The following is a 12,220-nucleotide window of genomic DNA, read 5'->3' as shown; positions in this document are numbered from 1 at the left end:
ATCCATAAACGATAATCAAAAGAAGATATGGCGAATAAACAATCCAGGCGCTCCTTCCTGGCTAAGAGCAGTATGGCCGGCCTTGCCGGGTTTGGCCTGATGTCCGGTTTCGGGAACGAACTGCAGGCTGCGGTAGAGAAAGGGCCGCTGCAATCCAGCCCATCCGACCTGAAGATAACCGACATAAAGGCGGGCTACATCCGGAACGGCCACAGCCTGTTCGTGAAGGTATACACCAACCAGGACATATGGGGATGCGGAGAGGCCGTGGACGCCACGCCCGGCACCTACCACCTGGTGAAGATGTTCGGGGAGCGCATCAAAGGCAAAAGCCCGCTGAACGTAAACCGCATCTTTGAGGATGTGCGGAAGGGCGGCTTTTTTGAGGGAGCCCAGGCGGGAATGTACGTAGCCGTTCTGTCGGCGGTTGAGACTGCCCTGTGGGACCTGGCGGGAAAGGCCCTGGGCGTGCCGGTTTACCAGTTGCTGGGCGGCAAGTTCAGGGACAAAATCCGGGTATATTGCGATACCGGGGCTTACCGCCAGCGAAACCCCACCCCGAAAATGTATGGCGAGGCCGCGAAAGATGTCGTGAAAAGGGGCTACACCGCCGTGAAGCTGGACATTGACGAGGCGAACGACCCCAACAAGTACGACCGCTACAACTGGACCGCCAGCCCCGCCGAGCTCGAGCGGATGTACAACCAGATAGCCGCCGTGCGGGAGGCAGTGGGGCCCCACATCGATATATGTGTGGACATGCACGGGCGCTACGACGCCACCACAGGCCACCGCGTGGCCAAAATGATGGAGCCCCTGAACCTGATGTTCCTGGAGGAACCCGTTCCGGCCGAAAACGTGGACGCACTTAAATATATCACGGAGTCCACCAGTACGCCCATCTGCGTGGGAGAAAACCTGTACCTGGCCCATGGTTTCCGGCGGCTGCTCGAGATAGGGGCTGCCGATATGGTGATGCCCGATTTGCAGAAAGCCGGAGGGCTGGGCGAGGGCCAGCGGATAGCCAACCTGGCCAACCTCTACTACGTGCCTTTCTCGCCGCATATGGTGGGCTCTTACCTGGCCGCCATGGCCTCCTGCCACGTGTGTGCCTCCGTGCCCAACTTCGCCATTCTGGAGTGGCAGCTGTACTTCCACACCGACCCCATGTTCAAGGAGATCGTGACCTTTGACGGCCCCATGACGGAGGACGGTTTTATTGTGCTGCGGGACAAGCCGGGGATAGGGGTGGAGATAAACGAGGAAGGAATGAAAAAGTACGCTACAAAAGACTACCCCTTCTTTGTGTGATGAAGCGGCAGGCACGGCCATTATAACAACGGATGCCCTGGGTTGCCCGGCAAATACGCTTAGATCTGTAAGTATCATATAAAACCTATAATTCTCATGAAAAGCATTATACACCAGATTACAGAGAAGTTTAAGGCAGAGGAGAAACAGGAGGCGGTGGCCCGGCAGGCGGAACTGCAGGACCCGTCCACTACCAACCAGCGGCGTGAGTTCCTCAAGCGCTCAGCTTTGGGGGGGCTTGCTTTGGGAGGCCTGATGTCCTGTGCCCCCATCGAGGATGTGATGGCCCACACCACTTCCAGGGTGAACCGCCTGTCAAACCCATCCGACCTGAAGATTACAGACATGCGCGTGGCCGTGCTGCAGGTGACAGGCCGCCAGCCCGTTATCCGGATCGACACCAACCAGGGCATATATGGCCTGGGCGATGTGCGCGATGGCGGCGACGAGCGCTACGCCCTCATGCTGAAGAGCCGGATTTTAGGGGAGAACCCTTGTAATGTGGAGAAACTCTGGAAAAAGATTCGGCAGTTTGGCTACCACGGCCGCCAGGGAGGCGGTGTGTGTGCCGTAGAAATGGCGCTCTGGGATTTGGCGGGTAAAGCCTACGGCGTGCCCGCCTGGCAGCTGTTGGGTGGCAGGTACCGTGATAAAATCCGCCTGTATGCCGATACGCCGGGAGCCAACAGTCCTGAAGAGTTTGCAAAGACAATGAAACTAAGGGTGCAGGACCAGGGCTTTACCTGGTTGAAGATGGACTTGGGTATCCACGTGGTTGCTAACCAGCCGGGCACTATCGTGAACAGCAAGTTCTGGTCTGGGGCAGACGGTAAAATGCAGGGGCAGTACGATACCCGGGACTATATGAGCTATGGCAGCACGCTGCACCCTTTTACCCAGGTGCAGATAACCGAGAAAGGATTGGACGCGCTGGCCGAGTATGTAGAGCAGGTGCGCAATGCCGTAGGCTACGAAATCCCGCTGTCGTCCGACCACTTCGGCCACTTCGACGTGAACAACTCCATTCGCTTTGCCAAGAGAATGGAGCCCTACCGGCTGGCGTGGGTGGAGGATATGGTGCCGTGGATGGACACAGAGAAGTGGAAAGTGCTGACGCATGCCATAGAAACGCCAACCATCACCGGAGAGGATATTTTTGGGCTAAAGGATGGGTTTAAGCCGCTTATTGATGCGCAGGCAGTAGATCTGATTCACCCGGACCTGGGCACTTCCGGCGGCCTGCTGGAAACCAAGCGCATCGGGGATTACGCCGAGGAACAGGGTATTGCCATGGCGATGCACCAGGCTGGCTCTCCTGTCACCTTTATGGCCAATGTGCATTGCGCGGCCGCCACGCAGAACTTCCTATCGCTGGAGCACCACTCCGTGGACGACGAGTGGTGGGAGAAACTGGTGAAGCCGACAGGCAAGCAGCCCCTGATCACCAAGGGCTTTGCCAACGTGCCGCTGGATGCACCGGGGTTAGGAATTGAGCTGAATGATGAGGTGATGAAACAGCACCTGCACCCCAGTGCAAAAGGCTATTTTGAGCCAACTCCCGAGTGGAACGAAAAGCGCTCCCACGACAGGCTCTGGAGCTAAGCCATATATAAGGGAGGTTTGATGGGCCAGGGCTGTCAAACCTCCCTTATATATCGTAATGGAAGAAGTGTTGTTCAAAGGCAGAAACTGGGGTCATGCAGCCGGGAGGTTACAGGTCAGCGCAACAAACCGGCCGGGTCCTGATGGACTGCTTTCCTGCCCGATAACTAAAATTCATATACCATGAGAAAAATAGCACTGCTGTTTATAGCAATCGTTTTCTGCGGAGTATCGGCCCAGGCCCAGCGGGTGGGGGCGTCGCCTGAATATGTGAAAACGCTTACCTCGCAGTGGAAGGGGGAGCGCCTCGCGGATGGCCGCCCCAAGGTGCCTGACATTGTGCTGGAGCGGTTGCAAAATGCCACACTGGAGCAGATATGGGGCTACCTGGGCAACAAAGGCTACCGCAACCAGGTGGCAAAGGATTGGGTGATTCTGAAGCCGGGCAGCACGATGGTCGGCCGTGTGCTGACGGCCCAGTTCATGCCGTCCCGGCCGGACCTGGACAGCCTGGTGCGGGCGCAGGGCAAGGCCGAGGGCCGCTCGCAGAAAGGCGGCATCAACATATGGCCCATCGATATCCTGACAAAAGGGGATGTATATGTGGCCGACGGCTTCGGAAAGGTGAAAGACGGCACTCTGATCGGCTCGAGTTTAGGCAACGCCATATATGGCAAGACCGGCAAGGGCGTCATCTTCAACGGCTCGGTGCGGGACATGCAGGAGCTGAAGGCCACGGAGGGCTTCAATGCCTGGGTGAAGGGCCACGACCCCTCTTATATCAAGGACATGACACCCACCTCCATCAACACCCCGATTCGTATCGGGGAGGTGACGGTGTTCCCCGGCGATGTGGTGTTCGCCAACGACTATGGCGTGGTGTTTATCCCCGCCCACCTGGTGGAGGGGCTGGTGGCTGCCTCGGAGATGACCGCGCTGCGCGACGAGTTTGAGCGGGTGCTGCTGCAGCAGGGCAAGTACCCCTCCGGCGAGATACACGGCGACTGGTCCGACAAGATCAAGAACGAGTTCAGGGCCTGGGTGGCCAAATACCCCAGGCAGCTCGCCGTATCCAAAAAAGACATTGAGGCTTATCTTTCTAAGCAGAATTGATACCCGCTTTTTGTATCTTAGTCAGTCCATAATCAAAAATAAAAGTACCATCATCAAATTTTAAGGAATGAGATTTAGCTTATATATAGTGCTGCCATTTGTGCTTGGCCTGTTGTGTGGAGGTTCTTCGCTTGCACAGACCATCCCCAAAGACGAACTGATTTTCCTGACGGCGGAGTGGAAAGGGGAACGGTTTCCGGACGGCCGCCCCAAAATTCCGGACGAGCTGCTGGAGCGGGCAAAACATATCGGAATCGACGATGCCTGGACGGTGCTGAAAAACGAGGGCTACACGAATCAGTTCGCCGGCGACTGGAAAATGGTGAAGGACGACGTGCCGGTGATTGGCCGCGCCGTGACAGCCATGTTCATGCCGAGCCGCCCTGATGTGGAGAAGCATATAAAAGAGCGCGGAACAACCAAACAGGGCAGGAAGGGAAACACCAACGCCTGGCCCATCGAGGTGCTGACCAAAGGCGACGTATATGTGGCGGACGGCTTCGGGAAGATAGGCGGGGGAACGCTGATGGGCGCCACGCTGGCCAACTCCATATATAGCAAGTCGGGCAACGGCGTGGTGTTCAACGGCAGCGCGCGGGACCTGCAGGAGATACAGAACATCGAGGGTTTCAATGCCTTCGTTCGTGATTTCCACCCCTCTTTTCTGGAGGAGATGGTGCTGATGGGGCTCAACACGCCCATCCGCATCGGTAACGCCATCGTGCTGCCCGGCGATTTGGTGATTGCCCAGCGGGAGGGGGTGCTTTTTGTGCCGGCGCACCTGGCCGAGCAGGTGGTGGGCACCGCGGAGTTCGTGACCCGGAAAGATAAGTTCGGCTTCGAGATGGTGAAGTCAGGCCGCTACACCACCGGGCAGATTGACAGCCAGTGGACAGACCAGATCAAAAAAGACTTTTTGAAGTGGCTAGACCAGCACCCCGAGCTGGGCAAAATGTCGCGGGCCGAGCTCGACCAGGTGATGAGCAAACGGACCTGGTGAGTTTACCCATATGCCGGTTGGCGCAGAAGTTCTCGCGGCAAGCCGTGGAGCTTACAGCATAGGGGGCGCTCGAGACAGGTTTTTTCGGCATCTCCTTCAAATTCTTTCATCACACATAAACTAATCCTGTGAAACAAATATACATCTATAAGACAGCCCTTGGCCTGGCCGCAGTTTGCCTGGCGGCGGCGCTTTTTATGGCGCTGAGCGGAAACCTCGGGCAGGCGGGCCCCTTCTTTATCGCTTTCTTCGCTGCGCTGGCCATCGGGTTCCGGGGCTACGAAAAGTTCAGGGGCTTCTCCTACACCGTCATGATTTTTGCGGCCGTGACGGCGGCGCTGTATTACCCCAGTTATTTTGTGGAGGTGGATGGCTTTAAATTCGCCGTGCTCATCACGCCGCTCATCCAGCTCATCATGTTCGGGATGGGCACTTCCATGAGTGTGCAGGATTTTATCGGTGTGGCGAAGATGCCCAAAGGGGTCATCGTCGGGCTTCTGTGCCAGTTCACCATTATGCCTTTCCTGGGCTTCGCCATCGCCAGCACGAGCGATTTCTCTCCTGAGATAGCGGCCGGCATCGTGCTCATCGGCTGCTCCCCGAGCGGGCTCGCCTCCAACGTGATGAACTACCTGGCCAGGGCCAACTTGGCGCTCTCCATCACCATCACCACCATCGCCACGCTGCTCGCGCCCCTTTTCACGCCGCTGCTGATGGGCCTGCTGGCGGGTGCCTTTGTGGAGATAAACGTGCTGGACATGATGTGGGACATCGTGAAGATGGTTATTATCCCCATCGGCGCGGGGCTCCTGTTCAACAAACTGCTGCGCGGCAAAGCCAAATGGCTGGACGATGCCATGCCCCTGGTGTCCATGTTCGGGATTGCCTTCATCATCGTTATCATCACGGCGGCGGGCAGGGACAGCCTGCTGGAGATTGGCGGCACTCTGATTCTGCTCGTGCTGGTGCATAACCTGGCGGGCTACTTCCTTGGCTATTGGGGGGGCAGGCTGTTCAGGATGGAAGAACGCGACTGCCGCACCATCGCCATCGAGGTGGGGATGCAGAACGGGGGCCTTGCCTCCGGCATTGCCAAAGAGATGGGCAAGATGGCCACCGTGGGGCTGGCCGCCGCGGTGTTCGGCCCGCTCATGAACATCACCGGGTCTATCCTGGCCTCCTACTGGCACCGGAAGCCGCCCGCAGGCGAGCTTGACGAGATGCCGCAAAGAGACGACGCCGTGGGGATGGTGAAGCGGTAGCCGTACCATTCATATATACAAACGCTTTCCATATATAAAGCATATATAACTTGGGCTGGAGTCTGTTCAGTGGCTCGGATTGGCATCCCTTCCGGTTTTTCCGGGAGGGGCCCTTCATATAATAGGTAATCCCGATAAAATCGCTCAGGCTGAGGGTACTGCAGTCAGCAACAAAATTCATGGACGGTGAGGCCGGGGAAGCCGTTCCCATCAACGGCAAAACAATAAACCGGTATATATAAACTCCAGATTAATCACACCTAACCTTATATAAGATGATAAAAAGCCTGTTCCCCCTGATGCTTACCCTGCTGCTGACGGCAGTTGCCTGCGCCCAGTCCGGCGGCGAAAAAGAAGTGGCTGCGGCTGTCGGGAAATTTAACAACGCCATGGTCAGTGCCGACAAGGGCCAATTGGAGGAACTGACGGCCAGGGAACTCAGCTACGGGCACTCGAGCGGGAAAGTGCAGGACAAAGCGGCATTCGTGGAGGACGTGGTAAGCGGCCCCTTCGACTTCCTGACCATTGACGCGGCGGACCAAACCATCACAATGGCCGGGGACGCCGCCATCGTGCGGCATGTGTTCGCGTCCAAGGCCACCAACAACGGCAGCCCCACCGACATCCGGATTGGGGTGATGCAGGTTTGGCAAAAGCAGGATGGGCAGTGGAAGCTGCTTGCCCGGCAGGCCTTCAAACTGTAGCCTGTTCAGCATCAATCTCGGGCAGTTGTGGCTCTTACGGCTTCCCCAACCACAGGGTGCTTTGCCCGCTTTTCCCCCTTATTCGTCGCACAGCCGTCTTTCAGAATTAAATATGAATGTTATTGCTTGAAATAATAATATTTTTATATAACTTCCGGAACTGTGCTGATGAGTAATTAATCACACGCCCTGTGCTGATTCAAACCCTGCTGCTGCAAGAATGGGGATAGGAGGAGGGGTTCTTTTTCTCTCAAACTTAATGTCATCGCCTATATGGAAAACTTTACACAGAATTGGCAAAAGGTATTGTGTGGCTTGGCTGTCGTTAGCACGCTGAGTGCAAGAGCGGAATCCGGACCAGCCGGCACCATTGAACCTGGACTCAGCCTGTATGCTGCCCCGGGCGGCGCTGCAACTCCTTATTTCGACTGGCCCATCACGGGACGGGTAGTGTCTTCCACGGGCGACCCGCTGCCAGGGGTAACCGTGCTGCTGAAAGGCACAACCCGGGGAACGGCAACGGGGGCGGATGGCACGTTTAGTCTTGATGTGCCGGAGCAGGCGGGCACCCTGGTATTCTCTTTTATCGGCTTTACCAGCGTAGAGCGGGGCTTTGCAGGGCCGGAGACAATGAGCATAACCCTGGGCGACGATACGGAGGCGCTGCAGGAGGTAGTGGTGGTGGGCTACGGGGTGCAAAAGAAAGAAGCCGTCACGGGTGCCATCTCCTCCGTATCTTCCAAAGAAATAGCCGCCTTGCCGGTGCCCAGCGTTGCCCAGGCCATGCAGGGAAGAGTTGCCGGGGTTACGGTGGTCAACACCGGCACCCCCGGAACAGCCCCGGTGGTGCGCATCAGGGGAGTGGGCTCGGTAAACTTCGACTCTGAGCCGCTGTATGTGGTGGATGGCGTGCCCACGGGCGGCCTCTCCGGCATCGACACCAAGGACATTGCTTCGGTGGATGTGCTCAAGGATGCCGCCGCAACGGCTGTGTACGGTTCCAGGGCGGCGAACGGGGTCGTCATCATCACGACCAAGTCCGGGGGGAAAGACGGTAAAATGCGGGTTTCGATTGACTCAAGCATCGGGACACAGCACGCCACGAAAAAGCTCGACCTGCTGAACACGGAACAGTACGTGCAGTACGCCACCACGCTCATCAAAAACTCAGACCCGGACGCCAACCTGCCTTCCAGACTGAGCCCCGAAGAATTTAACAAGCCTATATATACCGGCGCTTCCCAAACCTACGCGCAGACCAACACCGACTGGCAGGACGAGCTCTTTACGTCAGGCATGATCACGCAGAACAACATCACCCTGTCCGGCGGCAACGAGAAGTCGCAGTTTTTCACCAATGCCGGTTACTTCAAGCAGGACGGCATCATGGAGGGCGTAGGCTTTGAGCGCTACAGTCTGCGGCTCAACTCCACCCACACCCTGGGCAAGGTCTTCACGGTGGGCGAAAACCTGATGGGCTCCTACAGCGACCAGCGGTACGACAATGCCGGAAACAGGAGCAAGCTCGTGAATGCCATCCGCTCGCAGCCCTATATCCCCGTGTATGACCCCACAAAATTAGGCGGCTTCAGAGAGGCGGACGCGCTGGACAGCTCGGACCCCACCAACCCGGTCCGGGAGGCGCTCATGGATGAGTACTATAACCGCAACGTCAAAATACTCGGCAACCTTTTCATAGAGGCCAAAATCACAGACTGGCTGCGTTTCAGATCGACAGGCGGCCTGGATTACTACAATAACCTGAATGACGTATACCTGCCGATATATGACGCGGGCGGCCTGGTCTCGAGACCGAACGCCACAATACAGAACAACAGGACGACAGGCCGTTCGCTGCTCATAACGAATCAGCTGACCTTCGACGACACCTTTGGCGACCACTATGTGAATGCGGTGGCGGTGCAGGAGCGGCAGGGATTCAAGAGCATTTCGGAAAGCATGTCCGGCAGCCAGCCGAACAACATCGTGCAGACACTGACAAACGCTGCTAACCTTGCCGCAAGCGGAGGGTACGAGGAAAGTCTCATCATCTCCTACCTGGGCCGCATCAACTACGAGTTCAAGAGCAAATACCTGCTGAGTGCCTCCATGCGCTACGACGGCTCTTCAAAATTTGCCCCCGGCAACAAATGGGGCTCCTTTCCGGGTGCATCCGTTGGCTGGCGGCTGTCAGAAGAGGAGTTTATGAAAGGCGTTGGGGCCTTGTCAGAGCTTAAATTAAGGGCCAGCTATGGCAAAGTGGGCTTCAACGGGTTGGGCAACTACCCCTGGATGGTGCTGGCGCAGGTAAACGCCAGTGCCTACCCGTTCACGACGGACGGCAACCCGGTGCTGGGCTCTTACTACTCGGGCATAGCAAACAAGGAGCTGAAGTGGGAGATCACCAGCATGGTAAACGGGGGCGTGGACGTGGGCTTGTTCAACAACAAAGTGACGTTCTCTGCCGAGTACTTCGAAAGGACTACGGATGATAAGTACGGCCTGATTCTGAGCGTGCCCACGCCTAACTCCTTCGGTTTCGGGGGCGCCGGCGTGTTTGCTAACGTCGGCACGATGAAAAACAGCGGCTTTGAGTTTCAGGCGGGCTACAACGAGAGTGAGAAACCCTTTCAGTGGAGCGTGAATGCCAACCTGAGCAGGATCAGGAACGAGGTGGTGGAGCTAACGGCTGCCAGCGCCGTGATAGACGCCGCCGGAAACCAGGATTTCGGTTCTAACCAGATCACCCGCACGCAGGCTGGCGAGCCCATCCAGTCATTTTACGGCTGGCAGGTGGCGGGCATTTTCCAGAGCGATGACGAAGTGGCAAACTCCCCGACACAGGAGAATGGCACCAGGGCCGGAGACATCAAGTTCAAGGATTTGGACGGCAACGGTGTCATAAACGATGCGGACAGGACCTTTATCGGAAGCTACCTGCCGAGTTTCAGCTATGGGCTGAACGCCACGGCCGGATATAAAAACTTTGATCTGTCTCTTTTCTTCCAGGGTGTGCAGGGCAACGAGATATATAACGCGAGCCGCGTGATCATCGAGGGTGGGCAGCGCCTGTTCAACGCGGGCGCGCAAGTGCTGGACGCCTGGTCGCCTTCCAACACGGACACGGACATACCGCGGATGGTGGCCGGCGACCCGAACCGCAACAACCGCGTGTCTGACAGGTTTATCGAGGACGGCTCTTACCTCAGGCTCAAGAACCTCGCCATTGGCTATACCATACCGCAGGGAGCCCTGAACTCATTTGCTGGCGGCAAAGTGGGCAGCATTCGCGTCTACTTCACGTCGCAGAACCTGTTTACCCTAACAGACTATACCGGCTTAGATCCGGAAGTCGGAACCCTGCAGGGAAGCTTGCTGTCCAACGGCGTCGACTTTGGCCAGTACCCCACCCCCAGAACCCTGATAGGTGGCATCCAAATCACGCTGTAGTTTCTGATCCGAACTGTAAATCCGACTTAACCTGACCTGCTAATGAGAAAAGTATATATAGCCGCATGCTTGCTGGGGATTTTTTTCCTGACGAACTGCCACGACGATTTAGAAAAGGTAAATCCCAATTACATCACCACGGAGGTCTACTTCAAAGACGCCGTTGACCTGGAGAAAGGCGTTACCGGCATATATGCCGTGGCACACTCTAACCTGCTGGTGGCAAGGGAGTGGTTCTTCACGCACGCCCTGCGCAGCCCCGACTATGCAACGGGGGGCGCCCAACTGGAGGCGCCGAGGGCGCAAATCCTGAATGGCGGCACCTCGCCCGACAACTCGGTGATTGGGGCGATCTGGACTGGTTTTTACACCGCTGTCCACAGAGCCAACACCGTGATTGCGAACGGCCCCACCGCCACCGGCGACACGGAGACAATTGGATTGATGGTGGCCGAGGCGAAATTCCTGAGAGCCTGGGCTTATTATGAGCTCGTAAACTTCTTCGGCCCTGTGCCTGTCTACACAGAGCCTGTCAGCGCCGTTGATGACTTCAAGCCCAGGGCGCCCGTAGCCGATGTATATGCGCTGGTTATGGAAGATCTGAAGGCGGCGCAGGCAGTTCTACCGGCAACCCGGTCAGGAGGAGACCTGGGCCGGGCCACCTCAGGGGCCGCCACTTTCCTGCTGGGCAAAGCCTATATGCAGCAGGGAGACTACGCATCGGCCAAAACAGAACTGGAGAAACTGCTGGGCTCCTATTCCCTTACGGACAATTACCTCGACAATTTCAAGGAAGAGACAGAGTACAATTCCGAATCTATATGGGAGATCGGCTTTCAGGGCAGGAGCGACAATGGGTATAACTGGGGCAGCGGCGACGGAGCCACGCAGCCGCAGTCCTCGGTGCGCAACCAGGAGATTAACCCCATCTCGTGGCGAAACCTGATTCCATCGAACGACCTGCTGAATGAATTTGAGACACCGGAGAACGGGGCCGCCAAAAGAGACCCCCGGCTGGATTACACCGTCTATTTCCCGGGCGATGAGTTTAACAACGGCAACAGTAAACTGACAGAGGCCATGCAGGGCGGTGCCGGTTCATCTATATTGAATGGGCAGCCCATCAAGGTAAGCTGGCAGAAGTACACGAACCTGTACAAGTCAGATCAGGGTTTCCAGCCTGCGGGCATCAACACCAGGATTTTCAGGTTTGCGGAAGCGCTCCTGTTGTTGGCCGAGTGCGAGAACCAGTTGGGAAACCAGGCTAAGGCAGTGGAGTATCTGAACATGATCCGTGACCGGGCAGATGTGATGATGCCGCACTACCCGACCGCGCAATACCCGGTTGCAACCGCAGAGCAGGTTTTCGCGGCCATCAGGCACGAGAGCCAGGTGGAAAGGGGAGGAGAAGAGGGCCGTGACTTCGACGTGCTGCGCTGGATAAAAGAAGGCAAAATCGAGCCGCCTTTTACCACCTACACCTTTGACCCAGACAGGGACTTTGTGCTTCCGATTCCGCAAGATGAGATAAGCAGGAACCCGGAACTGGGCGCGGGCGGAATTGAAGCGCAAAATCCGAATTACTAAAAACAGGCTGTACTTGAGAAGGTCCCTGGCTGGGTTGGCCGGGGACCTTCTGTGTTATCCCGGACGCTGCTTTTATATATAGAAGGGGATACATGTTGCTCTGAAAAAATGCAAGCCCCTGTCGCTGAACTTACTGCTACTGTACGTTGTCCGCTGCTTTAGTGCATATAGCCGACATATAGGCAGCGCAA

The 12,220-nt window shown here is 56.8% G+C and carries 8 protein-coding genes; all 8 read left to right on the top strand.

Features of this window, described 5'->3' with window-relative positions:
• Positions 1-27: 27 nt before the first annotated feature.
• The 8 genes from GSQ62_RS07285 to GSQ62_RS07250 all read left to right on the top strand — a co-directional run bounded on the left by GSQ62_RS07285 (position 28) and on the right by GSQ62_RS07250 (position 12,029).
• A complete protein-coding gene (locus GSQ62_RS07285; protein WP_161888894.1) occupies positions 28-1,311 on the top strand; it encodes a mandelate racemase/muconate lactonizing enzyme family protein in 1,284 nt (427 codons plus the stop codon).
• 96 nt (positions 1,312-1,407) lie between these two features.
• A complete protein-coding gene (locus GSQ62_RS07280) occupies positions 1,408-2,913 on the top strand; it encodes a mandelate racemase/muconate lactonizing enzyme family protein (protein ID WP_161888893.1) in 1,506 nt (501 codons plus the stop codon).
• A 183-nt stretch (positions 2,914-3,096) separates the two neighbouring features.
• Entirely contained in the window at positions 3,097-4,026 is a 930-nt protein-coding gene (locus GSQ62_RS07275) for an RraA family protein (RefSeq protein ID WP_161888892.1), read from the top strand.
• A gap of 67 nt (positions 4,027-4,093) precedes the next feature.
• Positions 4,094-5,026 carry an RraA family protein gene (locus GSQ62_RS07270; RefSeq protein WP_161888891.1) on the top strand — a complete coding sequence of 311 codons (933 nt, stop codon included), beginning with the start codon at positions 4,094-4,096 and terminating at the stop codon, positions 5,024-5,026.
• A 137-nt stretch (positions 5,027-5,163) separates the two neighbouring features.
• Positions 5,164-6,288, top strand: coding sequence for a bile acid:sodium symporter family protein (locus GSQ62_RS07265; RefSeq protein ID WP_161891354.1), 1,125 nt, complete (start codon positions 5,164-5,166; stop codon positions 6,286-6,288).
• Positions 6,289-6,563: 275 nt separating this feature from the next.
• The gene (locus GSQ62_RS07260; protein WP_161888890.1) at positions 6,564-6,992 is read left to right on the top strand and encodes a nuclear transport factor 2 family protein; all 429 of its coding nucleotides are present in this window, start codon (positions 6,564-6,566) and stop codon (positions 6,990-6,992) included.
• A gap of 273 nt (positions 6,993-7,265) precedes the next feature.
• Positions 7,266-10,442 (top strand): SusC/RagA family TonB-linked outer membrane protein, encoded by a 3,177-nt coding sequence (locus tag GSQ62_RS07255; RefSeq protein WP_161888889.1) that lies wholly within the window; start codon positions 7,266-7,268, stop codon positions 10,440-10,442.
• A gap of 42 nt (positions 10,443-10,484) precedes the next feature.
• Entirely contained in the window at positions 10,485-12,029 is a 1,545-nt protein-coding gene (locus GSQ62_RS07250) for a RagB/SusD family nutrient uptake outer membrane protein (protein WP_161888888.1), read from the top strand.
• Positions 12,030-12,220: the final 191 nt, after the last annotated feature.

The sequence above is a fragment of the Pontibacter russatus genome (assembly GCF_009931655.1).
Classification (GTDB): Bacteria; Bacteroidota; Bacteroidia; order Cytophagales; family Hymenobacteraceae; genus Pontibacter; species Pontibacter russatus.
The sequence above is the reverse complement of the archived record's forward strand: the minus strand, read 5'-3'. Positions and strand labels throughout refer to the sequence as shown.